Source organism: Streptomyces kaniharaensis, assembly GCF_009569385.1.
Lineage (GTDB): Bacteria > Actinomycetota > Actinomycetes > Streptomycetales > Streptomycetaceae > Kitasatospora > Kitasatospora kaniharaensis.
Genome location: NZ_WBOF01000001.1, coordinates 170,725 through 196,912, shown reverse-complemented (window position 1 = coordinate 196,912; position 26,188 = coordinate 170,725). Strand labels below are relative to the sequence as shown.

The 26,188-nt window shown below is 73.3% G+C and carries 26 protein-coding genes; 10 read left to right on the top strand and 16 right to left on the bottom strand.

The window, feature by feature from the left end:
• Positions 1 to 8: 8 nt before the first annotated feature.
• The 4 genes from F7Q99_RS00860 to F7Q99_RS00845 form a co-directional block, all read right to left on the bottom strand.
• Entirely contained in the window at positions 9 to 173 is a 165-nt protein-coding gene (locus F7Q99_RS00860; RefSeq protein WP_153459616.1) for a hypothetical protein, read from the bottom strand.
• Positions 174 to 307: 134 nt separating this feature from the next.
• Positions 308 to 1,522, bottom strand: a complete 1,215-nt coding sequence (locus F7Q99_RS00855; RefSeq protein ID WP_407697725.1) for a cytochrome P450 — start codon at positions 1,520 to 1,522, stop codon at positions 308 to 310.
• A 21-nt stretch (positions 1,523 to 1,543) separates the two neighbouring features.
• Positions 1,544 to 1,780: a ferredoxin gene (locus F7Q99_RS00850; RefSeq protein ID WP_153459615.1), complete on the bottom strand. Its 237-nt coding sequence runs from the start codon at positions 1,778 to 1,780 to the stop codon at positions 1,544 to 1,546.
• 197 nt (positions 1,781 to 1,977) lie between these two features.
• A complete protein-coding gene (locus F7Q99_RS00845; RefSeq protein ID WP_153459614.1) occupies positions 1,978 to 3,528 on the bottom strand; it encodes an ATP-dependent DNA ligase in 1,551 nt (516 codons plus the stop codon).
• Positions 3,529 to 3,738: 210 nt separating this feature from the next.
• Here F7Q99_RS00845 and F7Q99_RS00840 point away from each other — a divergent pair, with 210 nt between their 5' ends.
• The 3 genes from F7Q99_RS00840 (at position 3,739) to F7Q99_RS00830 (ending at position 7,167) form a co-directional block, all read left to right on the top strand.
• Complete coding sequence (locus F7Q99_RS00840; RefSeq protein WP_230210122.1) at positions 3,739 to 4,206, top strand: GNAT family N-acetyltransferase; 468 nt, start codon at positions 3,739 to 3,741, stop codon at positions 4,204 to 4,206.
• A gap of 312 nt (positions 4,207 to 4,518) precedes the next feature.
• Positions 4,519 to 5,334, top strand: coding sequence for a CAP domain-containing protein (locus F7Q99_RS42415; RefSeq protein WP_153459613.1), 816 nt, complete (start codon positions 4,519 to 4,521; stop codon positions 5,332 to 5,334).
• 123 nt (positions 5,335 to 5,457) lie between these two features.
• Positions 5,458 to 7,167, top strand: a complete 1,710-nt coding sequence (locus F7Q99_RS00830) for a sigma-70 family RNA polymerase sigma factor (protein WP_153459612.1) — start codon at positions 5,458 to 5,460, stop codon at positions 7,165 to 7,167.
• Between the two features lie 20 nt (positions 7,168 to 7,187).
• Here the strand turns inward: F7Q99_RS00830 and F7Q99_RS00825 are convergent, their stop codons facing one another.
• Positions 7,188 to 7,424, bottom strand: coding sequence for a hypothetical protein (locus tag F7Q99_RS00825; protein ID WP_153459611.1), 237 nt, complete (start codon positions 7,422 to 7,424; stop codon positions 7,188 to 7,190).
• 204 nt (positions 7,425 to 7,628) lie between these two features.
• On the opposite strand from F7Q99_RS00825, the gene F7Q99_RS00820 reads away from it, so the two are divergent.
• A complete protein-coding gene (locus tag F7Q99_RS00820; RefSeq protein WP_153459610.1) occupies positions 7,629 to 8,729 on the top strand; it encodes a baeRF3 domain-containing protein in 1,101 nt (366 codons plus the stop codon).
• Positions 8,730 to 8,771: 42 nt separating this feature from the next.
• Here the strand turns inward: F7Q99_RS00820 and F7Q99_RS00815 are convergent, their stop codons facing one another.
• On the bottom strand, positions 8,772 to 9,209 hold the full coding sequence (locus F7Q99_RS00815) for a nuclear transport factor 2 family protein (RefSeq protein ID WP_230210121.1): 438 nt from the start codon (positions 9,207 to 9,209) through the stop codon (positions 8,772 to 8,774).
• A gap of 289 nt (positions 9,210 to 9,498) precedes the next feature.
• Positions 9,499 to 11,019: a M1 family metallopeptidase gene (locus F7Q99_RS00810; protein ID WP_326846113.1), complete on the bottom strand. Its 1,521-nt coding sequence runs from the start codon at positions 11,017 to 11,019 to the stop codon at positions 9,499 to 9,501.
• Positions 11,020 to 11,311: 292 nt separating this feature from the next.
• Here F7Q99_RS00810 and F7Q99_RS00805 point away from each other — a divergent pair, with 292 nt between their 5' ends.
• Positions 11,312 to 12,196, top strand: coding sequence for a carbohydrate kinase family protein (locus F7Q99_RS00805; RefSeq protein ID WP_326846112.1), 885 nt, complete (start codon positions 11,312 to 11,314; stop codon positions 12,194 to 12,196).
• A 40-nt stretch (positions 12,197 to 12,236) separates the two neighbouring features.
• Here the strand turns inward: F7Q99_RS00805 and F7Q99_RS00800 are convergent, their stop codons facing one another.
• On the bottom strand, positions 12,237 to 12,767 hold the full coding sequence (locus tag F7Q99_RS00800; protein ID WP_153459606.1) for a GNAT family N-acetyltransferase: 531 nt from the start codon (positions 12,765 to 12,767) through the stop codon (positions 12,237 to 12,239).
• A gap of 208 nt (positions 12,768 to 12,975) precedes the next feature.
• Between F7Q99_RS00800 and F7Q99_RS00795 the strand changes: the two genes are divergently transcribed.
• Positions 12,976 to 13,944 carry a polysaccharide deacetylase family protein gene (locus F7Q99_RS00795; RefSeq protein ID WP_230210120.1) on the top strand — a complete coding sequence of 323 codons (969 nt, stop codon included), beginning with the start codon at positions 12,976 to 12,978 and terminating at the stop codon, positions 13,942 to 13,944.
• 34 nt (positions 13,945 to 13,978) lie between these two features.
• Here the strand turns inward: F7Q99_RS00795 and F7Q99_RS00790 are convergent, their stop codons facing one another.
• From F7Q99_RS00790 to F7Q99_RS00760, 7 genes are all read right to left on the bottom strand, one after another.
• Positions 13,979 to 14,416, bottom strand: coding sequence for a YchJ family protein (locus tag F7Q99_RS00790; protein WP_153459604.1), 438 nt, complete (start codon positions 14,414 to 14,416; stop codon positions 13,979 to 13,981).
• Positions 14,417 to 14,491: 75 nt separating this feature from the next.
• Positions 14,492 to 15,148, bottom strand: coding sequence for an NADPH-dependent F420 reductase (locus F7Q99_RS00785; protein ID WP_326846111.1), 657 nt, complete (start codon positions 15,146 to 15,148; stop codon positions 14,492 to 14,494).
• 94 nt (positions 15,149 to 15,242) lie between these two features.
• Positions 15,243 to 15,593, bottom strand: coding sequence for a hypothetical protein (locus F7Q99_RS00780; protein ID WP_153459603.1), 351 nt, complete (start codon positions 15,591 to 15,593; stop codon positions 15,243 to 15,245).
• Positions 15,594 to 15,642: 49 nt separating this feature from the next.
• Complete coding sequence (locus F7Q99_RS00775) at positions 15,643 to 17,211, bottom strand: FAD-dependent monooxygenase (protein WP_153459602.1); 1,569 nt, start codon at positions 17,209 to 17,211, stop codon at positions 15,643 to 15,645.
• Positions 17,212 to 17,238: 27 nt separating this feature from the next.
• Positions 17,239 to 17,856: an acyl-CoA-like ligand-binding transcription factor gene (locus F7Q99_RS00770; protein WP_153459601.1), complete on the bottom strand. Its 618-nt coding sequence runs from the start codon at positions 17,854 to 17,856 to the stop codon at positions 17,239 to 17,241.
• Between the two features lie 200 nt (positions 17,857 to 18,056).
• Positions 18,057 to 19,130: a polyprenyl synthetase family protein gene (locus F7Q99_RS00765; protein WP_326846110.1), complete on the bottom strand. Its 1,074-nt coding sequence runs from the start codon at positions 19,128 to 19,130 to the stop codon at positions 18,057 to 18,059.
• The gene (locus F7Q99_RS00760) at positions 19,127 to 19,540 is read right to left on the bottom strand and encodes a hypothetical protein (protein ID WP_153459600.1); all 414 of its coding nucleotides are present in this window, start codon (positions 19,538 to 19,540) and stop codon (positions 19,127 to 19,129) included. Before F7Q99_RS00760 ends, F7Q99_RS00765 begins: the two co-directional genes overlap by 4 nt.
• 214 nt (positions 19,541 to 19,754) lie before the next feature.
• Between F7Q99_RS00760 and F7Q99_RS40280 the strand changes: the two genes are divergently transcribed.
• On the top strand, positions 19,755 to 20,156 hold the full coding sequence (locus F7Q99_RS40280) for a hypothetical protein (RefSeq protein WP_195910964.1): 402 nt from the start codon (positions 19,755 to 19,757) through the stop codon (positions 20,154 to 20,156).
• 56 nt (positions 20,157 to 20,212) lie between these two features.
• Here the strand turns inward: F7Q99_RS40280 and qcrB are convergent, their stop codons facing one another.
• Positions 20,213 to 21,838, bottom strand: coding sequence for a cytochrome bc1 complex cytochrome b subunit (qcrB, locus tag F7Q99_RS00750; RefSeq protein WP_326847168.1), 1,626 nt, complete (start codon positions 21,836 to 21,838; stop codon positions 20,213 to 20,215).
• Between the two features lie 394 nt (positions 21,839 to 22,232).
• Here qcrB and F7Q99_RS00745 point away from each other — a divergent pair, with 394 nt between their 5' ends.
• The 3 genes from F7Q99_RS00745 (at position 22,233) to efeB (ending at position 26,164) form a co-directional block, all read left to right on the top strand.
• Positions 22,233 to 22,553 carry a hypothetical protein gene (locus tag F7Q99_RS00745; RefSeq protein WP_153459599.1) on the top strand — a complete coding sequence of 107 codons (321 nt, stop codon included), beginning with the start codon at positions 22,233 to 22,235 and terminating at the stop codon, positions 22,551 to 22,553.
• A gap of 192 nt (positions 22,554 to 22,745) precedes the next feature.
• A complete protein-coding gene (gene efeU / locus F7Q99_RS00740; RefSeq protein ID WP_326846109.1) occupies positions 22,746 to 24,794 on the top strand; it encodes an iron uptake transporter permease EfeU in 2,049 nt (682 codons plus the stop codon).
• Positions 24,794 to 26,164, top strand: coding sequence for an iron uptake transporter deferrochelatase/peroxidase subunit (gene efeB, locus F7Q99_RS00735; RefSeq protein ID WP_153459598.1), 1,371 nt, complete (start codon positions 24,794 to 24,796; stop codon positions 26,162 to 26,164). Before efeU ends, efeB begins: the two co-directional genes overlap by 1 nt.
• Positions 26,165 to 26,188 lie beyond the last annotated feature (24 nt).

The following is a 26,188-nucleotide window of genomic DNA, read 5'->3' as shown; positions in this document are numbered from 1 at the left end:
ACCGACGGTCACTTGCTCTTGCCGGGTTCGTCCTGCATGGGTTCGCCCTCTGCCCGGGACTCGTCCTGCGCGTGCAGGTTCTGCATCGAGGTGATGCCCTCCTCCGGGTCCGCGGCGCGGACGTCCTCGTCGCTCTCGGTGCTCACCTCGGACCGTGCGCTCATGTCGGTCATCGCGGGCTCCGTCTCCTCGGCCGGTCCGAGCGCGCCCGCGCGGGGCGCGGCAGGCCGGGTCTGTCCTTCGCCCTTCCAGCCTGCCCCCGGCCCGGCGCGGTGGCCAGCCGGGTCGCCGGCCCGCGTCCCGACCGTTACCAGGTGACGGGCAGTGACTTCAGTCCGTAGACGACGGTGTCGTCGCGGAACACCAGCTCGCTCCTGGGCGCGGCCAGCCGCAGTCCGGGCAGCCGGCGGAACAGGGTGGCGAGGGCGATCTGCAGCTCGGCCCGGGCCAGCGGCTGGCCGAGGCACTGGTGCACGCCGAAGCCGAAGGCGAGGTGGCGCCGGGCGTCCCGGTCGAGGTCGACCTCGTCGGCGGGCAGCCGGCCGTCGGCGCCGAACATCCGCTCGTCCCGGTTGGCGGTGGAAAGCATTGCGAAGACCCCCTCCCCGGCCCTGATCAGGGTGCCCTCCAGCTCGACGTCCTCGACCGCCACCCGGGGGAGGCCGGTCTGGACGATGGTGGTGTGGCGCAGCAGCTCCTCGACCGCGCCGGGCAGCGCGGCCGGGTCGGCGAGCTTCGCGACCTGGTCGGGCCGGTCGAGCAGCAGGACGGTGGAGAGCCCGATCATGTTGGCGGTGGTCTCGTGCCCGGCGATCAGCAGCAGGATGCCGGTCGAGGCGATCTCCTGCAGCGTGAGGTCGTCGCGGGCGGCGAGCCGGCTCAGGATGTCCTCGGCCGGGTGCTCCTTCTTGTGGGCGGCGAGCCCGCCGAGGTAGTCCTGGAGCTCCTGCTGGGCCTTGGCGACCTCGTCGACCCCGCTGGTGTTGTTGAGCAGTGTCCGGCTGAGGCGCTGGAACATCTCCCGGTCCTCGTACGGGACGCCGAGCAGCAGGCAGATCACCAGTGACGGGACGGGCAGCGCGAAGGCGGCGACCAGGTCGGCCTCGGTGGTGCCGTCGGTCATCCGGTCGAGGGCGTCGTCCACGATCTGCTGGATGCCGGGGCGCATCGCCTCGACCCGCTTGACCAGGAAGTCCCCGGTGACCATGCGGCGCAGCCGGGCGTGCTCGGGGTCGTCGAGCCGGATGAAGCTCGGGTTCCTGGCGAAGAGCTCGCGCCGGCCGGGCGTGAAGAGCGGGAAGGCGGGGTGGCGGGCGTCGGCGCTGAACCGGCGGTCGGACAGCACGGTGCGCACCTCGGGGTAGCCGGTCACCAGCCAGCAGGGCGAGCCGTCCGGCAGTTCGGCGCGGGTGACGGAGGACGTGCGCGCGGCCTCGGTGTAGGCGGGCGGCGGGCTGAACGGGCAGCGCATGTCGTGCGGGGCGGGCAGCGGGACGGCGGGGGCGGTGGGCGTGCTCGTCAAGGTGGGGTTCTCCTCGCGTCGTCAGCGGGCGGTGTCGGTCTCCTGGGTGGGGGTGGTCCCGATGTCCTCGGTGACGGTGATCGCGCCGCTCGGGCAGAGCTCGGCGGCGAGTCTCAGATCGGCGAACTGGCTTGGAAGGAACACGGTCTGACGGAGTCTCACCAGGCTGTCCCGGTCGTCCTGGTCGAAGATCTCCGGAGCGTTCGTGGCACACAGGCCGGAGCTGCAACAGCGGTCCCGGTCGACGCTCACCTGCATGGGCGGCACCTCTCACCAGTGGGGCGCCGGATCCTCCGGCGACACCTCTCGTTGTCAATGCCAACCTAACCGGCGTTTCGCCGCATACGGAGGGTGCGTTGACGGGATTGCGTAGATTGGCCGATTCGCTGCGTCGCGGCAACCACCTTCGGGTGTAAGAGGTTTGAGCTGACATCAGCTCGTCAAGAAGGCTCGGCTCACAGACCCTCGGCGGCGGCGATCTCCCGGACGGCGGCGACGGTGTCGGCCTCGGCGGCGTTCTTGTCCGGCCGGTAGCGCACCACCCGGGCGAAGCGCAGCGCCAGCCCGGCCGGGTAGCGGGGGCTGCGCTGGACGCCGTCGAAGGCGATCTCGACGACGAGTTCCGGCCGTACCCGCACGGTCCAGGAGTCCCGGCCGGTCTCCCGGGCGAGGAGTTCGGCGGTCTGCCAGGCGAGCGTCTCGTCGGTGAGGCCCTTGAAGGTCTTGCCGAGCATCACCCACGGGCCGAGCCCGGGCTCGCCGGCCGCCCGGGCGCCCAGGTGCAGGTTGCTGAGGTATCCGCGCCGCCGGCCGCTGCCCCACTCGGCGGCCAGCACCACCAGGTCCAGGGTGTGGCGGGGCTTCACCTTGATCCAGCCGGCGCCGCGCCGCCCGGCCCCGTACCCGGCCGCCGGGTCCTTGACGAGCACGCCCTCGTGGCCGAGCGCCAGCGTCTCGCGGAAGAAGGCCAGCGCCTCGTCGCGGTCCCCGGTCTCGGTGTGCGCCACCCGCAGGCCGGGTGGCACCGCGTCGGCCAGCGCTGCCCAGCGTTCCCGGCCGGGGCGGTCCACGAGGTCCTCGCCGTCCCGGTGCAGCAGGTCGAAGAAGTAGGCGTTGAGGGGGACTTCGGCGCGCAGCCGGGCCGGGTCCCGCCGGGAGGCGGTGCGGGCGGCGGTCTCCTGGAAGGGGCGCGGGCGGCCGTCGGCTCCGAATGCGATCGCCTCGCCGTCCAGCACCGCCGAGCGCAGCGGCAGCGCGAGTGCCGCCTCGGCGACCTCGGGGACGCGCGCGGTGATGTCGTCCAGGCTCCGGGTGAACACCGCGACGTCCTGGCCGTCCCGGTGCACCTGGACGCGGATGCCGTCGAGCTTCCACTCCAGCGCTGCCGGGCCGGTGCGCTCCAGTGCCGAGGCCACGTCGGGCGCGGCGGCGGCCAGCATCGGCCGGACGGCGCGGCCCACCTCCAGCCGGAACGCGGCCAGCGCCGGGACCCCGCCGGTGAGCGCCGCCTCGGCCACCGCGCGGGCCGAGCCGCGGAACATCAGCGCCCGGCGCACCGCCGCCGCCGGCACCCCGGCCGCGTGCGCGACGGCGTCGGCGACCACCGCGTCCAGTGCGCCCTGGCGCAGCTCGCCGACCAGCACGGCCCGCAGGAACGCCTGCTCGACGCCGGTCGCCCGGGCGAACAGCCCGGTGAGCAGCCGCCGCCGCTCGGCCTGTGCCCCGGCGCCGTGCACCTCGGCGATCCGTTCCAGCTCCCGCTCCGCCTCCCGGACTCCGAGCGGGCGTTCGACGGGCTCGGCGGCGGGCGGCGGCAGGTCGCGCAGGCTCGCCGGGCCGATCCCGGTGCGCAGCCGCTGCGACTCGCCCGACAGCAGGGCCACCGCCGCCGGGGCCTCGGTCGGGCCCAGCTCGCGCAGGCAGTCGGCGAGCAGCGCGATCTTGGCCCGCCGGCCGGGCTCGGCCGCGACGGCGCGGGAGGTCAGGGCCAGGTGCCGCAGCGCCATGGGGGCTCTCCTCGGGAAGCGGGTGCGCCCGTCCAGGATCCGTGACCGCGCCCGCTCCCGCACGGCGGCTGCGCTGCGGACAGCGCCGGTGTGGAGTGCGAGGGCCGGACTTCTTGGCCGTCGCGGAGATCGGCGCCGGGCCGACGGGCCCGTCATGCTGACGCCACATCGCGGCCCGGCACCGCCGGGCGCCCGAGGAAGGAGACCGAGTTGACCACCACGACCCACTGGAGCGTCGGCGCGCCGGAGCGGTCCGACTACCCGGCCTGGCGTGAACTCTTCGCCGGCTACTGCGAGTTCCAACGGGTGCCGATGCCGGAGGAGAAGGCCGAGCTGGTGTGGTCCTGGCTCACCCGCCCGGATCACGAACTGGAGGGCCTGCTGGTCCGCGACGGCGACGGCACGCCGGTCGGCCTGGCCCACTACCGCCCGTTCGTCCGCCCGCTGCACGGTGCGGTCGCAGGGTTCCTGGACGACCTGTTCGTGGCGCCGGACGCGCGCGGCGCCGGTGCCGTCGACGCGCTGCTGGCCCGGCTGCGGGCGATCGCCGCCCAGCGCGGCTGGAACACCGTCCGCTGGATCACCGCGGACGACAACCACCGGGCCCGCAGCAAGTACGACCAAGTCGCCACCCGGACGATGCTCGTCACCTACGACATGGCCCCGGACGCCACCTGACGCGGCATCAGTCAGGCCCCATTCGGGGACTGCGAACGGCTCGCGAACGGCCCGCCGGACATTCGTTCGGACTTTCTGTTATCGGCGCCGCGCCTGGAGGTCTCCCAGGTGTCGGCACCCGACCGCCGACCCGACAGAAAGCGTGGCCAGGTGAACAGCGAAGACAGGACGACCATTCTCCCGGCGGCCGGAGCGGCCGACCGCGCCGGTGGGCGTGCCGGTGGGCGTGCCGCCCGGCGCGCTGCCGAGCGGCACGCCGAAAGCCACGGCGGGCACGGTCGGCGGGCCCGAAGGCGCAGGCCTTTCGGCCCGATGTCGGCGGTGGTCGCCGCGGTGGCCGGAACGGGCATACTCGCCGCCCTGGCCGGCGCCGGGTACGCGGCCTACGGCGGCAAGCAGACCGACCGGGATTCCGGGCAGACGGCGGCCCTGGAGGCGATGATCGCCGCCGAGGTCGGGACGCACGAGGGCATCCAGGTCCCCGGGGCCGGCGGCGTCAACCCCACCGCCCTGCCGGCTGTCCCGGTGCCCGTCAACATGGCCGCGACCGACTCGGCGACCCCGTCGCCCACGCCCACCGCCAGTGCCTCCGCCTCCGCCTCCGCGACCGCCACCCCGACCTCGACCGCCACGACGAAGCCGAGCCCGACCGCCAAGCCCTCCGCCACCCCCACCGCCTCGCAGCGCACCTCCGGTGCCGCCGCCACCGCCCCCGCGCCCGTCCCGCCGGGCGGCGGCGCGGCCCCCTCGTCCGCGCAGCAGGTCGTCGACCTGGTCAACGCCGAACGGGCCAAGGCCGGCTGCGGTCCGGTCGCCGCCGAGCCCCGGCTGGCCTCCGCCGCCCAGGAGCACAGCGACGACATGGCCAACCGCAACTACTTCGACCACGCCAGCCCCGAGGGCTACCACGCCGACCACCGGATCGAGGCCGCCGGCTACAGCTGGAGCACCTGGGGCGAGAACATCGCCCGCGGCCAGAAGGACCCGGCCGCCGTGATGGACGCCTGGATGAACAGCCCCGGCCACCGTGCCAACATCCTGAACTGCGCCTTCAAGCAGCTCGGCGTCGGCGTCCGGACCGGTTCCGGCGGCCCCTGGTGGACCCAGGTCTTCGCCGCTCCGGCCTGACCGGAGAGCGGTGCCCACCTGCCCGTTTTCCGATTCCGCAGAAATTGCTGTTATCTGATCACTCCCCAGAGGTCTCCCATGAGGCAGCGGTGGACGGAAACACGGCAAGACGGAGTGCGGACCATGAACGCTGACGTGCAGAACGCTGACGTGCAGAACAGGACCGGGACGACCCTGGTCCGGGCAGCCCAGGCGGGCGACCGGCAGGCCCAGGAGGCGCTGGTCGCCACCTGGATGCCGCTCGTCTACAACGTCGCCGGGCGCGCGCTGGGCGGCCACGCCGACGTCGACGACGTCGCCCAGGAGACCATGATCCGCGCCCTGGACGGCCTCGATGGGCTGCGCGAACCTGAGTCGTTCCGCTCCTGGCTGGTCGCGATCACCATGAACCAGGTCCGTCGCCGGCACACCATCGGCCAGCAGCAGCCGACCGTCGGCGGCCTCGACGAGACCTGGGAAGTCGCCGACCCCAGGGCCGACTTCACCGACCTGACGATCCTGCGCCTCGGCCTCTCCGGTCAGCGCCGCGAGGTCGCCGAGGCCACCCGGTGGCTCGACCCGGACGACCGCGAACTGCTCTCCCTCTGGTGGCTGGAGGCCAGCGGCGACCTCACCCGCGCCGAACTCGCCGAGAGCCTCGACCTGAGCCCGCAGCACACCGCCGTCCGGGTCCAGCGGATGAAGAAGCAGCTGGAGGCCGGCCGCATGGTCGTCCGGGCCCTCGGCGCCTACCCGCGCTGCCCGGGGCTGGCCGACGTCACCGTCGGCTTCGACGGCACACCGAACTCGGTCTGGCGCAAGCGAATAGCCCGGCACATCCGCACCTGCGCCAACTGCGACCGGCTCGGGCGCGACCTCTTCCCGGCCGAGGGGCTGCTGGCCGGGCTGGCGCTGGTGCCGATCCCGTTGGACTCGCCCGCGCTGCTCCACTTCAAGCTCGCCGCGGCCGCCGTCACCCCCGGAGCCGCCGCGTCTTCGGGCGCCGCCGGTGCCTCGGGTGCCTCCTCGGGAGCCACTGGTGCCTCGGGAGCAACCGGCTCGGGAGCCACTTCGGGAGCCGGATCCTCGGGCGCCGCTGGCTCAGGCGCCACCTCCCCGGGCGCCTCCGGTGCCGCCGGGGGCGGTTCGCACGGCGGCTGGTCCGGGTTCACCGCGAAGAAGGCCGTCCTGGTGAGCGGCGCGGCGGCGGTGGTAGCCGTGGCAACCCTCGCCCTGGTCTGGCCGCAACACGCCGAACCGTCGCGGGAGGCCGCGCCCGAGCCGACCACCCCGGCCGCCGCCCTCGACACCCCGATGGCCACCGCGCTCGCCGCACCGGCCCCGGTCACCCTCGCGCCGATGCCCGTGCCCACGCCCACCCCGACGGAGACGCCTACCCCGACGGAGACCCCCACCGAGACGCCGACGCCCACCCCGTCACCCACCGCGACCCGGCCGAGCGCCGCGCCCAGCCTGGAGCGTCAGCTCGTCGACCTCGTCAACGCCGAACGCGCCAAGGCCGGCTGCGCCCCGCTGCGGATCGACCCGAAGCTGCACACCGCCGCCCAGAAGCACTCCGACGACATGGTGGCCCGCAGCTTCTTCGACCACGTCAACCCCGACGGCGTCCACCCCGACGCCCGGCTGACCGCCGCCGGCTACCGCTGGTCGCAGTGGGGCGAGAACCTCGACCGCGGCCCGAGCAACCCGGCCACCGTCGTCTCCCGCTGGATGGACGGCGGCATCCACCAGTCCAACATGCTGAACTGCGGCTTCAAGGACGTCGGTGTCGGCGTCGCCACCGGCCCGGCGGGCATCTACTGGACCCAGGACATCGGCGCGCCGCTCTCCTGAGCCGCGCCCGGGGCCCGGCCCTACGCCGGAGCGAGCCCGACCAGTCCGTCCGCCGGCCCGGTCACGTGCCCCGTCGCCTGCCCGACCACCCCGCCCGCGTCTCCGACCTGGCCCGGCGCCAGGTCGGCCGCCGTCCCGAGCGGGCCTGGCAGGCCGTCCTGCCCACCGACGGCACTGGCGTGCGCACTCGGCGCGGTGAGCGAGGCCACGACGCCCACGGCGAGCGAGGCGACGGCAAGCATGCTGCGCTTCTTCATGCCCGAGCTAACGACGCTCTGCCGCCCGGGTTACGGCCGCCGGCCGGACCCACGGGCGGCGAGCGCCCGGGCGTTCCGGTGGTGAGGGGCTTAGGAGAGCGGTGGGATGGGGAGGGTCGGGGAACGAATCCGGCGAAACGGGCGATCTTGTCGCGCCCGGCCGGGTTCGCCGACCACGAAGGATCCCGACCCGAAGGGCACCCGATGCACGCAGCCGACCTCACGCCAGCCGTCCTCGCCGAGCTGCGCCGCCCCCGGCGCTACCCGGCAGTCTCCGTCGTACTGCCCACCCACCGCAGCGAGCCCGACAACACCCAGGACCCGGTGCGCCTGCGCAACCTCGTCGCGGAGGCGAAGAACCGCCTGCAAGCCGACGACGCGGTCAGCCGGGCCGACCGGCTGGACGTGGCCGAGCAACTGGACCGTGCGCTCGCCGAGGTCGACCTCGTGCACGCCGAGGACGGCCTGGTGATCTACGCGGCCCCCGGTGAGCACCAGGTGTGGTCGCTGCCACGCCCGGTGCCCGCCCGGGTCGTCGTCGCCGAGACCTTTCTGACCCGCAATCTGGTCTCCGCCTTCACCGCCGGCGCCCCCTACTGGGTGCTCACCGTCGCCGCCGACCGGGTCGCGCTGTTCAGCGGCACCGGGACGCGGCTGGTGGAGCACAGCGGGAACGGCCTCCCGCTCGACCAGGTCGGGCCGGACTGGGACGTCGAGCGCCAGGAGCGGATCGGGAACGTGCCCAGCACCTTCACCGACGAGGAGACCCGCCGCTTCCTGCGTTCGGCCGACACCGCCCTGGCCGCCGTCCTGGAGGCCGACAACCGCCCGCTCTACGTGCTCGGCGAGGCCGCCGCGATCGCGCTGCTCGACGACGTCGGCACCACGGCCAAGCGCGCCGCGGCCCAGGTCCCGCGCGGCGGGCTCGGCCACGCCTCCGCCGCCGCGGTCGCCGAGGCCGTCCGGCCGACCGTGGCCGAGCAGGGCCGCAAGGCCGTCACCGAACTCCACGAGCGCCTCGACCAGGCCCAGGGCATCAAGGGGCTGGCGGCCGGCATCGACGAGGTCTGGCAGACCGTCGTCGAGGGCCGGGCCACCCTGGTCGTGGTGGAGGAGGACTACTGGCAGCTCGTCCGTGTGGCGGACAACCACCTCGTCCCCGCCGAGGCCGACGAGCCCGACGTCCGTGAGGACATGGTCGACGAGATCGTCGAGCGTGCCCTCGACACCGGCGCCCGGGTGCAGTTCGTCCCCGAGGGCGAACTCGCCGTCCGCGGCCGCATCGCGGCGGTCCTGCGGTACTGACCGCAGGCCGCCCGACACGGCCCCCACGCCCCGGGGGCCGTGTCACGAGCGGTAGAACGACCGCCCGTGGGCGCCGGAGGAGACCGACCACACCTCGGTTATCAGCCCGTCGACGATCCGCAGGGTGTCCGTCCCGCTTCGGACCACCGGAGCCCCTTCGGCGTCCGCGAAGGTCGCCCGGTACGGCCGGGCCACCAGGCCCGACCACGACCCGCCGACCGGCTCCAGGTCCACCACCGGCACGCCCTCGGCCTCGAACCGCAGTTCCGTCCGCCCGGCGTGCCACTGCGCGATGACCTCCGCCAGCCGGCCCGGCGTGCGCACCTCGTCGAACGCCTCCGTGCCCGCCTGCGCATAGCGCAGCGTGAAGTCCGGCGCCATGATCTCCTCGGCGAGCGCGAGCTCGCCGTTCCACATCGCCGTCCACCGGTCGTACACCTCGGTCCCGGCCTGCCGCAGCTCCTCACGCGTGACACCCATGGTCATCCCCCTTTGTCCGTACGCGAATTCGGTAGGTGATCAGGACGTTAGCAGGGGGGACTGACAACGCCGCCCGGTCCGGCGCGGCCGGCCGGCTCACCACGGGTTGCCTCCGGAGCGACGCGGCGTCTTCCGGAGCAGTTGGACGGCCCGCGAGCCGGCCGGGACTCGGCCGGGCGGCAGGCGGGCCGTGGCCACCACGATGCTCCTGCGGGCCGCTCGGCACAGGGGCGCGGCCGGGGCGCCCGGACGCACGGCACAGGCGCGCCCGGGGCGGACGGGCCGGCGGTCAGAGCGTCCCGGAGCCGTGGTCGGGCGGTCCGCCGAGGCCGCGGGCGGCGGGCGGCACGGGTGGGGTGAGCGGCCCGACCGTCCAGTCCGGGTGGCCGGGCATCGGCGGGGTGCGCAGCCCGTACAGCCAGTCGCTGAGGAAGCCGGTCAGGTCCTGCCCGGAGACCTCGGAGGCGGTGCGGATGTAGTCGGCCGTGGTCGCGTTGCCGTACCGGTGCTGTCGCAGGAAGGTGCGTTCGATCGCGTCGAAGGTGCCCGCGCCGACCCGCTCGCGCAGCGCGAACAGCACCAGCGCGCCGCCGGTGTAGCGCTGGCTGTCGAACAGGTTCGCCGCGGTGGGTGCGGCGACCGGCCCGACGGTGTGCCGCCACTGGTCGCCCAGGCCGTACACGTAGCGCATGCGGTCGACGAGGGTCGTGTAGCCGAACGCGTCGGGCCAGCCGCGCTCGTAGCGGTACATCAGGCCGTAGAAGTCGGCGTGGCCTTCGTTGAGCCACAGGTCCGCCCAGGTGGCGGGGGAGACGCTGTCGCCGAACCAGGAGTGGACCAGCTCGTGCATCATGTGCGAGCCGATCGCCGGTTCCGGCTGGCGCAGGAAGTTCGGCTTGTAGAGCGTCAGGGTCTGGGTCTCCAGGCCGGTGAAGCCGAACGCGTCCGGATCGTCGGTGTCGGCCGGCAGGATCCCGTACGCCTCGAAGGGGAACCGCCCGAGGTGCTGCTCGGCCCAGGCCAGCTGGTCGGCGGTCAGAGCCAGTGCCGGTTCCAGGTCGGCGGCGCGCGCGGTCGGCACGACGTCGCGCAGCGGCAGGCCATGTGGGCCGGGGCGCTCGCGCACGGTGTAGTCGCCGACGGAGACCTGCACGAGCTCGGTGGCCATCGGCTCGCGGGACTCGTAGCGCCGGGTCGTGCGGCCGTCGCCGAGCGGCTCGGTGGCCGTCAGCTCCCCGTTGGCGACGCCCAGCAGGCCGTCGGGTGCGGTGACGCTGATGGTGAACCGGGCCTTGTCGCTCGGGTGGTCGTTGCACGGGAAGACAGTGTGCGCGCTGCCAGGTTGGCCGGCGACGGCGAAGCCGTTCGAGGTGGGGACCCAGCCGGTGTGCGGGAGCCTGGCGCGCGGGTCCGCCGTGTAGGCGACCGTCACCTGCGCGGTGATGCCCCGGCGCAGCGGCCGGTCGGGGGTGACGGTCAGCTTCTCGTCGTGCGTGGTGAACGCGGCGGGGCGGCCGTTCACCCGGACGGTGTGCACGTCCAGGCCGAGCGCGTCCAGCTCCAGGCTCGCCAGGGCGCGGGACGGGCGTGCGGTGATCACCGTAGTGGCGTAGACGGTGCGGCTGTCGGGCCGGTAGGTGAACGCGAGGTCGTAGGCGAGGGCGTCGTAGCCGGAGTTGCCGAGCGACGGGAAGACCGGATCGCCCAGGCCGTCCGAGGCGGTGGCCTCGGGGGTGCTGGCGGACAGCAGCGCCGAGCTGAACGCGAGCGCGACGGCGAGGCCGGCACGGGTCCGGGTCAGGGGGATCACCGTTCTTGGGATCTTTGGATCTTCGGGGCAGATGGCGTGGTGATGTTCCGGGTACGGATCGTAGCGGACGGCGCTGACGGCCCGCAGGGAGTTTCCGCGACACGACGGCATCCCCCGGACGGAGGACAGCGGTGGCGAAGCGGCGCTCGCCGTCATAACGTCGAAGGGCTTCGTCCCCTGACGGACGAGGCCACGGCCGTCGGAGAACCTGGCCAGGTCCGGCGGCCGTCCTTCATGCCCGCGTGCACCCCGTAGGCTGGCGGTCCGCCCCGACCGGACGCCAGGAGCCGCCGTGACCAGCCCCGCCCCGCGCTTTCTGGTGATCGGCGAGTGCGTCGCCGACGTCGTCCGCACCGACGGCGCCCCCGACCGGGTGCACCCCGGCGGCAGCCCGGCGAACGTCGCGTTCGGGCTGGCCCGGCTCGGGCGGTCGGCGACCCTGCTCACCCAGCTCGGGGACGACGCGCACGGGCGGTTGATCCGGGCCCACCTGGAGTCGGCGGGGGTGACGGTGCGGGCGGACGAGGTGGCGCGGACGCCGTCGGCCGTCGTCGAGCTGGACTGCGACGGGCGGGCGCAGTACGCCTTCGACATCGGGTGGACCCTGCCGCCGGCCGAACTCCCGTGTCCGCCGGGGCATCTGCACCTCGGCTCGATCGCCGCCGTCACCGAGCCGGGCGCGGCGGCGGTGCTGGACCTCGTGGAGCGGTGGCGCGGGCGGGCGAGCGTCAGCTACGACCCGAACGTGCGCCCCGCGCTGATGGGCGAGCGGACCGGGGCCGTCCGCCGGGTCGAGCGGTGCGTGGCGCTGAGCGAGGTCGTCAAGGCGAGCGACGAGGACCTGGACTGGCTGTACCCCGGCGAGGATCCGGAGTCCGTGGCCCGGCACTGGCTCACCCTCGGGCCGGCCGTCGTCGCCGTCACCCGGGGTGCGGCGGGCGCCTTCGCGCTCACCGCGGACGGCACCCGCGAGGAGGCTGCCGCCGTCGTGGTGCCGGTCGCGGACACCGTCGGCGCCGGGGACTCCTTCATGGCCGCCTTCCTGCACGCCCGCGCCGCCGGCTCTCCGCTGCCCGCCTGCCTCACCCACGCCGTGACGGCCGCCGCCCTCACCGTCTCCCGACCGGGCGCCAACCCGCCCACGGTGGCCGAACTGGACGCCGCACTGGCCCGGTAGGCCGAAGCCGCCCACGTCGGCCGCGTGACCGGCTGACGGGTCATCGCCCGGGGGTGGGGAGGTCCTTGCCGTACCAGATCTGGCCGTAGGGGCCGGTGCTGTAGGCCGGGATCTCGTGGTAGCCGTGCCGGGTGTAGAGGGCGCGGGCCTCGACGAGGTCGAGGCGGGTGTCGAGGACGATGCGGTCGGCCCCGAGGGAGCGGGCGGCGGTGTCGACGGCGGCGAGCAGGTGGGCGCCGCCGCCGGTGCCGCGGACGGTAGGGCGGACGAAGACGCGGGTGAGCTCGACCGTGGTGGCCTCGAGGCGGCGCAGGCCCGCGCAGGACTGGGCGGCGCCGTCGTAGCGGCCTATGAGGAAGAGGCCGTCGGGCGGGGTGAGGTCGTCGCTGGGGGAGTCGGCCAGGCCGGACTCCAGCTCCTCGGGGGTGCCCTCCCGGTCGAGGTGCAGGCGGTAGTAGCGGTTGGCCACGTCGTAGTAGTAGTCGCGCAGCAGCGCCAGCGCCTCGCCGGTGGTCACGCCGTCGGGTGCCACGGTCCAGAGGCCCGAGGTGCGTGCGGTGCTGATCGTCATGCGCGCATGATCGGCGGCCGACGGACCCGGCGGCAAGGGGTTTTCGGGGGCCTGGCCGCACGGCCCGGGCAGGGGCTCCGGGCAAAGGTTGTGCAAGGCCTGCGGCGGGTCGTTGCGCCGCACGGGTGATGGGGGGATTGGCGGGGGTTCCGGGCGGGGGAGCAGTGCCGTTATGAACGGACCATCAGATAAGCACATTAATGAGGGTTTGAGGGGGAGTCACCGTCACCGCACGAGTGTCGCGCGGACCGGCCTGCTGGCCACCGTCTGCCTGGCCGCGGTCGTCGCCGGCTGCGCCGGGCCGACACACCCCGCCGGGGAGAAGGCGGCACCCGCCGCGAGCGCCGCGCCCCCCGCCGCCGACGGCGGGGTGGCCCGCCCGCGGGTCGCGCCGCCGGTGCTGCCCGGCCTCGCCCGCCAGGAGGAGGAGACCACCAGTGAGGCCGCCGCCCGCCAGGAGACCGCCGCCCGGGCCGTACTGGAGACCGTGCACCGCTGGGGGCTGGAGCAGTCGCCGCTCAAGGCGCCGCCGCGCCCGGCCACCAAGCCCGAGCTGAGGGCGGTGACCGGCGTGAAGCTCAGGGACGGCCTCCCGCCGGTGGTGTACCGCGTGCCCACCGACGAGAAGGTGGTCTTCCTGACCGTCGACGACGGCGCCGAGAAGGACCCCGAGTTCAACCGGATGGCGGAGGAGCTCGGGATCCCGCTCAGCGCCTTCGTCTCCGACTACCTCGCCCGCGACAACTACGGCTACTTCCGCGATCTGCACGCCCAGGGCGTGGAGATCAACAACCACACCATCAACCACCTGAACCTGAAGATCCACGACTACAACACCCAGCACGACGAGATCTGCCGCCAGCAGGACCAGCTGGAGCAGCAGATCGGCGTCCGCCCCCGGCTGTTCCGCCCGCCGTACGGCGAGTACAACGACGACACGCTGCGGGCCGCCGCGTCCTGCGGGATCGAGGGGGTGCCGATGTGGAACGAGGAGGCCTTCCCGGACCACATGGAGTACCGCTACGACGACCAGAAGCTGCACCCGGGCGACATCATCCTCACCCACTTCCGGGGCATCGACATCTGGAAGGCCTCGATGCCGGACCTGCTCCGCAAGGTCGTGAGCGAGGTCACCGCGCAGGGCTTCGCCCTCGCCCGCCTGGACGACTACCTGTGAGAACCGCGCACGAGGACCGGGCGCGCGACCGGGCTCAGCCGAGCGAGAGGGCGTCGAGGTACACCCAGGCGCCCTCGTGCCGGACGAACCGGCTGTGCTCGGTGAGCACCCCCTCCTCGCGGCCCTCGCTCCAGTAGGCGCGGAAGGCGACCGTCCCCTCGGCGTGGAAGGCGCCGCCCTCGGTGGTTCCTCCCACCTCCAGCCGGGTCCAGCGCAGCGCCGGGTCGAAGTCCACCGAGTCCGGCCGGGTGTCCGGGTGCCAGGTGCGCAGCAGGTACGCCTCGTCCCGGGCGACGAAGGCGCTGAACCGGGAGCGCATCAGCGCCTCGGCGGTGGTGGCCGACGCCGCGCCGCGGTGCATCCGCCCGCAGCAGTCGCCGTAGGCGGCGGACAGGCCGCACGGGCAGGGGGAGGAGGGCAGCAGCCGGGGCGCGGGGGCGGCGGCGCGGGGCGCGGAACGACGTCGGGACATGCGGACCATTGTCGCCCCTCGGCCAGGCCTCCCCGAACGACGGGTGGAAGGCGGGGCCGAGGGGGCCGGCTCCGGTTAGGCGCGACGCCTGAACGCGTAGTTGAACTCGCCGGAGCCGAAGTGCCGGTAGAGCCGCAGCCAGAACGGCATCATCATCTCGGTGGCCCGGGCGCCCGTGATGTCCCCGAGGTCGATGATCCACTCCGCCGGCCAGCCGAACTCGCCCAGCAGCGCGATCACCTCGGCCTTGGCGTCCTCGTCGTTCCCGGCGACGAACAGGTTGTGCTCACCGGACAGCCTGCCCGGCTCGACCATCACGGCGGCGTTCACCGTGTTGAGCGCCTTCACCACGCGGGCCTCGGGGAACTCGCGCTGGATCCGCTCGCCGACGCTGTCGGTGTTCACCGGGTCGAGGGTCAGCTCGCCCTCCGGCGAGAACACCAGCGGGTTGGACACGTCGATCAGGAGCTTGCCGGCCAGCCGCTCCGCCCCGGCCGCCTGCAGCGCCGCCACCGAGACCGTCCCGCCGGTGGCGTTGAACACCACCTCGCCGAAGGCCGCCGCGTCGGCGAAGGTGCCGCAGTGCCCGTTCGGGCCCGTCCGCCCGGCCCAGGCCAGCGCCTTCTCGTTGTCCTTGGTCCGCGAGCCCAGCGTCACCTCGTGGCCGAGCGACACCAGCTTGTCCGCCAGCGTCTGCCCGACCATCCCGGTACCGATGATTCCGAATCGCACAGCCACTCCGCATGTGTCGGGAAACGCGCCCCTCGTGGAGCGCGCCGGCGACGACCATAGTTGACGTCACGTCAGTCCAGAAGGACCGTGCGACCTACGCCCCCGGACGGAGGGTGAGCATCGAGAACACGGCCACCACCAGCGCCGCCGCCGGGGCGAGCGAGATCGCCACCCGCGCCTTGGGCAGCAGGTAGGCGGCGGGCCACTGGAGGGCGAGCAGCACCTTCACTGCGAGCAGTGCGCCGTCCGCGAAGTGCAGCTGCGCATACGTGGCGGGGCAGGAGCCCGCCCCGTTGCACGGATCGGTCGCCATCTCGGCGAACCCGCGCAGGACCATGGCCAGGGGCAGGAGAGCCATGCACACCAGGCTGGAGATCAGCGGTGCCTTCCACCAGCCCCTGCCGGCGGACCTGGTCGGGAAGCTCGGACGCATCGTTTCGCTCATGCGGACCATGGTTCCGGCCGGTCCGGGGCGCCGGGCAGCGGACGGGTACTCAGTTCCGCTGCGCGAAGGTACTCAGCGCGTCCGGCTCGCCGAACCAGGTACGCAGCGCCCGCACCAGCCCTTCCGGGTCGTCCTCGCCGGGCTCGGCCGCCCAGGCGACGTAGCCGTCCGGGCGCAGCAGCAGGGCGCCGGCCGGCGGTTCCGGGCAGGAGGCCGGGACCACGTCCACCCGGTCCTTCCAGCCCGCCGCGAGGTCGGTGAGCTCGGCGCCCCTGCCGTCGAGGTCGAGCAGGAGCGGGCGTGCGCCGCGCGCCGCCTCGGCGAGCCGGGTCGGCCCGGTGGCGGTGACCAGCGGGAGGTCCGGCACGAAGCGCCCGGCGAGCGGATGCGGGCAGTCGGTGTCGTAGCGGATGTCGCTGCCCGCCATGAGCGCGGCGATCCGCGCGAGGTTGTCCTCGTGTGACAGCAGTTCGCCGAACAGGGTGCGCAGGGCGGTGACGGCCGGGCCGGGGGACATCAGGGCCATCTGGGCCTGCGAGTGCATGAAGACCCGCTCGCCGATCGGGTGACGCTCGCGCTCGTAGCTGTCCAGCAGGCCGGGCGGGGCCCAGCCCTGGAGCTCGGCGGCCAGCTTCCAGCCGAGGTTGGCCGCGTCCTGCAGGCCGAGGTTGAGGCCCGGGCCGCCGGTGGCGGCGTGCACGTGCGCGGCGTCGCCGACCAGCAGGACGCGGCCCCGTCGGTAGTGCTCGGCGAGGCGGGTGTTCTGGCCGACCTGGCGGCGTACGACGTGCGTGCCGGGCGTGCGCGCCGGGGCTAGCGCCACGTCCGCGCCGGTCACCCGGCGGACGCTCGCCCGCAGCTCGTCCAGCGTCGCCGGCTGCGACTCGTCGACGGGGTCGCCGCCCCACTCCATCGTGGCGACCATCGTGGCGTCCGGGCCGAACGGTGAGACGACGAACACGCCGTGCTCGGTCCGGGTGTGGGTGAAGGGCCGGAACGGTGTCGGGCAGCCGGGCAGCACGACCGCGCCGGTCTCGTCGACCCGGACGTCGTCGGGCAGCAGCACGTGCGCGATGCGGGCGACCGGATCGGACGAGGTATGGCCCGGGAATCCGATCCCCGCCAGCTTTCGTACGGTGCTGCGTCCGCCGTCGGCGCCGACCAGGTAGCGGGCGCGCAGCCGCTCCATGCCGTCCGGGCCGTGCACCTCGACGGTGACCCCCGCGTCGTCCTGGGTGAACGTCCGCACCTCGCACCCGTGCCGCACCGTCACACCCAGCTCGCGCACCCACTCGCCCAGGACCTCCTCGATCCGATGCTGCGGCACCAGCAGGGCGTGCAGCGGATTGGCGTCGAGCTGCCGCAGGGGCAGCGGGAAGGCGCCGAACACGAAGGCGGGCACCGGCTCCGGCGCGCCCGGCCGGCCGCTCAGCGGCTCGTACAGGCCGCGGTGGTCCAGCAGCTGGATCACCTGGCCGACCAGCCCGTTGGCCTTCTGCTCCAGGGAGCGCTCGGGCAGCCGGTCCAGGACCACCGGCCGGACCCCGGCCAGGGCCAGTTCGCCGGCCAGCATCAGCCCGTTCGGGCCGGCGCCGGCGATGATGACGTCGTTCGTCATGACAATTCCCCCTCGTGGCAACTCAGTTCATATGGTTGACGACGGGTCGGGCAGGCCGGCCACCAGCTGGCGCAGCGCCTCCATCAGCAACGGCCGCAGCGGGACGGTCGGTTCGGCGTGCAGCCACTGGTCGGTGGCAGCCCTGAGCGCCGACAGCACGGCGGCGGCGACCAGCTTCGGGTAGAGGTCCCGGACCGGGTCGGTGCCGGTCCGGGCGGCCACCGCGGCAACGAGCCCGGCCTCCGTCTCCGCGGCGGCCCGGGTCAGCTCGGCCCAGACCGACGGTTCGCGCAGCAGCAGCCGCACCGCGCTGGTCCACCGCGGGTCGGGCTGGTCCACCGCGCCCTCGAAGGGCGCCAGGACGGCCTGCGTCATCGCCTCCCACAGCGGTTCGCCGGCCGGGCGTGTCCGCAGGGCCTCCGCGATCCGGTGGATGCGGTCGCGGTGCCGGAACAGGATCGCCTCGGACTTGCTGGAGAAGTAGTTGTTGTACGTCCGCGGCGACACCCCGGCCTCGGCCGCGATGTCCTCCACCCGGACGTTCTCCAGCCCCCGCTCCGCCGCCAGGCGCAATGCGGCCCAGCTCAGGGCGTCCCGCGTCGCGGCCTTCTTCCGCTCCCGCAAACCTGGCTGACCGTTCGTCATACAAGACACTCTGGTGGAAAATTGCGTGCCACGCAATACTGCGTGGCACGCAAGAGTTTTGGGGCCTGTCGGCCGACGGCCGGCTCGGACCGGGTGGCCGAGGAGTCGCCGGCGATCACGCTCTGCGTGGCGCTCGCCGGCGCTCGAACGTCCTGAGGAAGGCCGGCAGGCCGTGCAGGGGCTCGTATCGACGTCGGGTGTCAGCGCCCGCGCTCGACCACGAACCCCGGCAGCGCGAAGAGGAACTCCCGCGCCTCGTCCGCCTCCTGGCCCCCTTCGTCGTCGACCGCCCCGAGCACCCGGTCGATCTCCCGCTCGGCGGCTTCGACCAGCCCGGCCGCCGCCTGGCGCGCGCTCTCCACGCAGTCGTACGCCGCCAGCCGGTCGAGCAGCCACTGCACGTCCTCGGCGGCGTCCGGCCCCCGCTGTGCCCGGGTTCGGCTCAAGTAGCGGACGATGCGGACGCGTTCGGCCGTCGTGCAGCGCTCCAGGAGGTGGATCAGCATCAGGGTGCGCTTGCCCTCCCAGAGGTCGCCGGCGATCTCCTTGCCGTAGTCGGCCTCCGTGCCGGCCAGGTTGAGCACGTCGTCCTGGATCTGGAAGGCCGCGCCGAGGTACCAGCCGAACCGGTCCAGGCGGTTGGCCTCCGTCGCGGCGCCCTCGGCGACCAGCAGGCCGGTGCGGCACGGGTAGAGGAAGGTGTACCAGGACGTCTTCTTGAGGCACATCCGGTAGTAGTCGCCGGGGACGAGCCCGCACGCGTTGTCGCGGATCCAGGCGATCTCCAGCGCCTGCCCCTCCAGCGACTGGCGGCACATCAGCTCGGTCTCCTCGAACAGCCGCCAGGCCAGTTCGCCGCCCAGCTCCCGCCGGTTGGCCATCAGCCGCTGGAGGCCGAGCAGGTTGGTGGCGTTGCCGACGTTGAGCGCCACCTCGACCCCGTACGCGGCCGGGAGGGTCGGCTCGCCGCGGCGCAGCTCGCTGCCGTCCTGGATGTCGTCGTGGATCAGGAAGGCGTTGTGGAACAGCTCGACCGTGACGGCGGGGTTGAGCGCGCGGGCCGGGTCGCCGCCGAAGGCGACGCAGGTGGCGAGGCAGAGTGCCGCGCGCAGGCCCTTGCACGGCCGGCCCGGGTAGTCCGCAGCCAGCTCGTACAGGTACGGCGGGCTCTGCTCCGGGATGTGCCGCAGCAGCGCTTCCACCGTGCGCTCCCGGTAGCGGTCCAGCACCCGTTCGACCAGCGGGGCGCCCCCGGTGAGCCGCGGCGGCGTCACCCCTCGTGCCGGCCGTCGGGCTCCTGGGCGTCGGCCGGCGGCGGCCCGAAGGCGGTGGCCAGCCCGTGGTTGGCCAGGCCGGGCGCGAGGCTGCTGAGCTTGAGCAGCAGGTCGACGATGTCGTGCGCGCTCGTGGTGAGCATCTGGGTCTGCTCGGCGGCGTCGCCGGTGGTGCTCCCGAGCACCCGGGCGCTGACGGCGTCGATCAGTTGGTGGGTGTTCTCCGACACCCGGCGCACCAGCTTGTCGAACTCCTCCTGGTCGACCCGGTGTTCGTCGGCCAGCCGGTCCCCGGCCGCCTTGGCGTCGACGAGGCCGGCGGCCAGCTCGCCCTCCAGCGCGGCGGCGGCCTCCATCACCGCGCGCGAGCCCTGCTCGCCCAAATCGCTCAACCGACCGGAATCGGGCATGGCCGACCTCCTGGCTCGTGCCCCGGGCGGCCCGGGGGTCACCGTCGCATCGAGAGCCGATAGTACACGGTCGTGCGCGGAGCGTGTTCGGGCCTGACCGTCCGGCACGTGCCGTCCAGGGGTTCGGCGAGTCGCTCCGCCCCCTTCGGGTCGTCACTGATAGTAGTTGCGTGCTTTCGCTGCGAAGGCGGGGGGCTGGACGAAGGAGCGGTCAATGGGTGGCAGACAGCGTCCGCCGAGAGCACGGACCCCCCGGCGGAACGGGTCCTCCGGCGGCGGCGCCCGGGTGAACGCCCGGGTGGAGATCGCCCGGCTGGAGGGCTTCCTCGCCTGGGAGGCGGAGGTCGCGGAGGCCGAACGGGACGCCCGGGCCTTCGCAGGGCAGTTCTCGTGGCTGCCGGCCGCGGAGCGGGAGAGCCTGGAGCGGGCCTACGCCGCCGACCGGCTGCGCTACGCCGAGGAGGTCGTCGACCGCGCCGTCGAGCGCTGCCGCCAGCTGGCCGCCCGCTACCGCAGCGAGTGCCGGCGGATCTGCGCGCGCTGGGCCGCCCTCTGCCTGTCCGTCACCCTGGCGGCGGCCCTGTTCGCGGCCGTGCCCGCGCTCCTGCGCGGCTGACTCCACGAACGAGGGCCCGCCGGGTTCGGCGGGCCCTCGTCGCGTCTGCGGGGCGATCAGTGGTGGCCGTGGCCGCTGGCGATCTCCTGGTGCTCCTCGGCGGTGGGCTTGGCGATCTGGCTGCCCTCGCCGTAGAAGCCGCGGGACAGCTTGGCCCGCGCACGGGTGAACAGCCCGGCCTTGCGGACCACCCCGTTCTCGTCCACCTCGGGCGCCAGCACGACCGGCTCCGGCTGCTCGTGCGCGGTGAGGGTGTAGAGCCGGCCCTGCGGCAGCGGCGCGTGCACCTCGATGTACTCGCCGTGGTGGAGCCGGTTGATGACGCCGGTCTCCCGGCCGTGGAGCACCTTCTCCTTGTCACGCCGCTGGAGGCCCAGGCACCACCGCTTGGTGACCACGAAGATGATGATCGGTACGGCGAAGAAGCCGGCCCGCACGAAGTAGGTGATCGCGTTGATCGACAGGTGGAAGTGGGTGGCGAGCAGGTCGTTTCCGCCACCGGCCAACAGGACCAGGTACAGGCCCATCCAGGCCGCGCCGTAGGCCGTGCGGACCGGGTGGTTGCGTGGACGGTCGGCCATGTGGTGCTCGCCGCGGTCCCCGGTGATCCAGGCTTCGATGAACGGGTAGCCCCAGAGGCCCACCAGCACGGTCGGGAAGATGATCAACGGGATGAACACCCCGAGGTTCAGGGTGTGGCCGCCCCACACGCTGATCTCCCAGCCGGGCATCACGCGGACCAGGCCCTCGGAGAAGCCCATGTACCAGTCCGGCTGGGCGTCCGTGGACACCTGGTCGGGCCGGTACGGGCCGTACGCCCAGATCGGGTTGACCGTGGCGATCGCCGCCATGGCCGAGATCACGCCGAAGACCAGGAAGAAGAAGCCGCCCGCCTTGGCCGTGTAGACCGGCAGCAGCGGCATGCCGACCACGTTCTCGTTGGTGCGGCCCGGCCCGGCGAACTGGGTGTGCTTGTGGTAGAAGACCAGGATCAGGTGCGCCGCGAGCAGGCCCACCATGATCCCGGGGATCAGCAGGATGTGCACGGTGAACAGCCGCGGCACGATGAGGACGCCCGGGAACTGCCCGCCGAAGAAGAAGAACTGCAGGTACGTGCCGACGATCGGCATCGCCAGGATCGCGCCCTCCATGAACCGGATACCGGTACCGGAGAGCAGGTCGTCCGGCAGCGAGTAGCCCATGAAGCCGTCGAACATGCCGAGGAACAGCAGCAGCGCGCCGAAGACCCAGTTGATCTCGCGCGGCTTGCGGAACGCGCCGGTGAAGAAGACGCGCATCATGTGCGTCAGCATCGCGGCGACGAACACGATCGCCGACCAGTGGTGGATCTGACGGATCAGCAGGCCGCCGCGGATGTCGAAGCTGATGTCGAGGGTCGACGCGTAGGCCTCGGACATCGGGATGCCCTTGAGCGGGACGTAGGAGCCGTCGTAGACCACCTCGCCCATGCTCGGCCGGAAGAACAGGGTCAGCCAGACGCCGGTCAGGATGATGATGACGAAGGTGTAGAGCGCGATCTCGCCCAACATGAAGGACCAGTGGTCGGGGAAGATCTTGCGCAGGTTGGCCTTGGCCAGGGAGTAGATGCCGAGGCGGCCGTCGGCCCAGTCGGCGAGGGCCTCGGCCTTGTTCGCGGGCTCGGCGCGCGTGCTGGTGGTCACCGGTCCCGGCTGCGACTGCTGGTCGGTTCTCACGACGGGCTCCCCGGCGTCCTCGGCGTGCCGTGCTGGAGGCCCGCCGGCGAGAACGCCGGCCGGCGGAGTGATGTGATCATGGGACCTCTCGATGCGGGACCGCCGGCGTGGCCGGCGCGCGGAGCGGATGACTCGCTGGCCCCGTTGCTCAGGGTGATGGGGCGCTTACTCTGTCATGCTGTCGGCAGGGGGCCGACTGTGCACGTCCATCGGGCCGTCCGGTCGCTCGTGTCGGGCCGGACGGGCCCCCGGGGCTCGGATCGGCCGTCCGGGAGGTGTCGGTGCTGCGGCCGGGTAGCGTCGAACGTTCCGGCGCGTGCCGCACCCGGGGGTTGTGCGCTGCTGGGCCTACGCTGCGCCAATGGTGGATCACCGTGAACTCTTCGAGGGCGTGACCATGGTCCTCGCCCGCGCCGGATTCGACACCGCTCCGGGCCCGTCCCGGCTGAGGATCGGTCATCGCCCGGAGGGAGTGGTGGTCGACTGGTCGCCGGACGGGCTGCCGCCCGAGGGGGTGCGCGCGGCCGTCCTCGGGGCGGTGGCCGCCGTGCTGCGCGAGTCCGGCCATCGGGTAGCCGAGGCGGACGGTGGCGGACTGCTCGTGACGGTCGCCGAGGTCGTCACCGTTCCGGCCGAGCCGCCTACTGAGGCGGAAGCTGCCCCGGAGCACTGGTGGGGCTGAGCGGCTGCCTCACACCAATCCTTTACCTTGACGGTGTGCCAGAAAGCCCCCGGCATGTCTAAGGTTTGCCTAAGCTAATCCGAAACGCCCTGGACCACCCGTCCGGGGCGTTCGGCTGTGCCGTCCCGCCGCCACCCCGCGGTGGGGCTCGTGAGGACCGGCGACCCGGAGGTGCCGGGGGAGGAGCCCGCTGTGTGGGATGAGGCGTTTCCCAGCCTTCTGATCGGGTTGCGCGAAGGCCTGGAGGCGGGGCTGATCGTGTCGATCCTGGTCGCCACCCTGGTCCGCTTCGACCAGAAGGGCCGGCTGTCCCAGGTGTGGACGGGCGTGGCGGCGGCCGTCGCCCTCAGCCTCAGCTTCGGCGCGGTGCTCACCTTCACCGCCGCCAACCTCTCCGGCCACGCCCAGGAGGCGTTCGGCGGGGTGCTGAGCCTGATCGCGGTCGGCTTCGTCACCGCGATGGTGTTCTGGATGCGCCGCGCGGCGCGCACCCTCTCCGCCGAGATCAGGGAGAAGGTCCAGGCCTCGCTCGCGCTGGGCGCCGGAGCCTTGGTGCTCACCAGCTTCCTCGCCGTCGCCCGGGAGGGCCTGGAGACGTCGCTCTTCCTGTGGACGAACGTCCGCGCCGCCGGCGAGTCCACCGGCCCGCTGATCGGCGCCGCCGTCGGCCTGGTACTGTCGGCCGGCCTGTGCTGGGGCCTGTACCGCCGGGCACTCAGGATGAACCTCACCCGGTTCTTCACCATCACCGGCGCCGGACTGATCGTGATCGCGGCGGGCGTGCTCGGCTACGGCCTGCGCGACCTCCAGGAGTCCGGGCTGGTCGGTGGCGGCACCTCGTACGCCTTCGACCTGAGCGGCCACCTGGACGCCTCCTCCTGGTACGCCACGCTGGTCCAGGGCACCCTCAACCTGACCGTCACCATGACGGTCCTGCAGGTCGTCGGCTACGTCGCCTACCTGTGCATCGTGATGACGCTGTTCGTCGAGGGCGTTCGCGACGGCAAGGCCACCTTGGCCGCCTCCGAGGCGAGGACCGAGAAGGCCGCCGGGACCACCGGGGCCGCCGGACCGGCCCGCTCCGGCCGTCCGCGCTGGGTGCTCCCGGCCGCGCTGGTCGCCGTCCCGGCCGTCGTCGCCGGCGCCGTCATCGCGGTTACTGACGGCAAGAAGGACGGCTCCTCCACCGTCGCCGTCTCCGAGGGCGAGTGCGGCAAGGGCTTCACCACGCCGCTGCCCGGCCAGCAGGTCTTCCAGATGCACAACACCGGCGACAAGGTCTCCGAGGTCTACCTCGTCAACCCGGCCAGCGGCGCCGTCTACGGCGAGATCGAGGGCCTGGCTCCCGGCACCACCCGCGCCCTGACCGCCACCATCGGCTCCGGCGACTACGCCTGGCGCTGCGTGCCGACCGGCGGCAGGTCCGTCACCTCGGCCGCCGTGCACGTCACCGGCGGCACCGAGGTCAAGGCCGTAAAGCCGGTCGCCGAGGACGACCTCAAGGGCCCGCTCGACAGCTACAAGGACTACGTCACCAAGGGCCTCGCGACCCTCCAGGAGCAGACGCGGAAGCTCCAGGCCGACGTCCACGCGGGCGACCTCGCCACCGCCCGGGCCGACTGGCTCGCCGCCCACCTCCGGTACGCCTCGCTCGGCGCCGCCTACGGCACCTTCGCCGACCTCGACGGCAAGATCAACGGCCGCGCCGACGGCCTCGCCGACAAGACCCGGGACAAGGACTTCACCGGCTTCCTGCGCCTGGAGTACGGCCTCTGGCATGACCAGCCGTCCGCCGACCTGACGCCCGTCGCCGACCAGCTCGCCGACGACGTCGCCAAGCTCGTCCACGACTTCCCGGGCCAGGAACTCGACCCGCGGGACCTGCCGCTGCGCGCCCACGAGATCCTGGAGAACACCCTCCAGTTCGAGCTGACCGGCGACACCGACATGGGCAGCGGCACCACCCTGGCCACCACCCAGGCCAACCTGGCCGGCACCCAGGAGCTGCTGACCGTCCTTCAACCACTGCTCGACGAGCGCGACCCGCAGGTGCTCACCCGGGTCAACGCCGGGATGAAGCGGGTCGGTGACCTCGTCGCCGCCGCTCGCGGGCCCGAGGGCTGGACCTCGCTGGACAAGCTGCCCGCCGACACCCGCCGCCGGCTCAACGGCGCCACCGGCCAGCTGCTCGAAGACCTCGCTCCCATCCCCGCCCTGCTCGAGATCCGGAAGGCCGCCTGATGACCGACCACATTGCAGCCAGCGGAGGCTCCTGCCCGTTCCCGCACGCCGCGTCGGCCGTCCAGGACGCCTCCGCCGCTCAGCTCGCCGAGGAGGCCGGGATCGCCGAGCAGGGCGGCTGCCCGGCCGGCCCGGCCCGCCGCAGCTTCGTCCGCGCCGCGCTCGGCGCAGGCGCCGGAGCCGCCGTCCTGGCCGGCGCCGGAGCGGCGGTCACCCTCGCCACCGGGCCGGCCGCCGCCGGCGACAGCCACCAGGACACGGGCGGGGCCGTCCCGTTCCACGGCGCCCACCAGGCCGGCGTCACCACCCCGGCCCCGGGCTACGCGGCCTTCGTCTCCTGCCAGGTGATCGTCCAGGACCGCAAGGGCCTGGAGGACCTGTTCAGGACCCTGACCGAGCGGATCCGCTTCCTCACCGCCGGCGGCACCCCGCCGGACCTCGGCGTCGGCGCGCCGCCGTCCGACAGCGGCATCCTCGGGCCGACTCTGCCCACCGACCGCCTCACCGTGACGGTCGGTGTCGGCGCCTCGCTGTTCGACGACCGTTACGGGCTGGCCAAGGCCAAGCCGGTCAAACTCGCCCCGATGAAGACCTTCCCGAACGACAACCTGCAGGCCGCCGAACTACACGGTGACCTCTCGCTGCAGATCTGCGCCGACCGCCAGGACACCGTGCTGCACGCCCTGCGCGACATCACCCGGCACACCCGCGGCGCGATGCAGATCCTCTGGCGGATCGACGGCTTCCAGAACCCGTCCCGCCCCGACGGCGCCCAGCGCAACCTGCTCGGCTTCAAGGACGGCATCGTCAACCCGGACACGAACTCGGCCCGCGAGATGGACCGGCTGGTCTGGGTCACCGACGGCACGGGCGAGCCCGCCTGGGCGACCGGCGGCAGCTACCAGGTGATCCGGATCATCCGCATGCTCATCGAGTTCTGGGACCGCGTCTCGCTCGCCGAGCAGGAGAAGATGTTCGGCCGCCGCCGCGACACCGGCGCCCCGCTGGACGGCCACCGGGAGGCCGACGCCCCCGAGTACGGCAAGGACCCCGAGGGCAAGGCGATCCCGCTCAAGGCGCACATCCGGCTCGCCAACCCGCGCACCGCCGACACCGACAACTCGCGCATCCTGCGCCGCGGTTTCAACTACGACCGCGGCGTCGACAAGGCCGGCAACCTGGACATGGGTCTGGTCTTCTGCTGCTACCAGCAGGACGTGGTGCGACAGTTCGAGGCCACCCAGACCCGGCTCGTCGACGAGCCGCTGGTGGACTACATCTCGCCGACCGGTGGCGGGTACTTCTTCGTCCTGCCGGGTGCGAAGGACGACGCCGACTGGCTCGGGCGGGGGCTGCTGGCCGCGGTGTGACGGTGCCTGGAAGCCGCGCGGCAC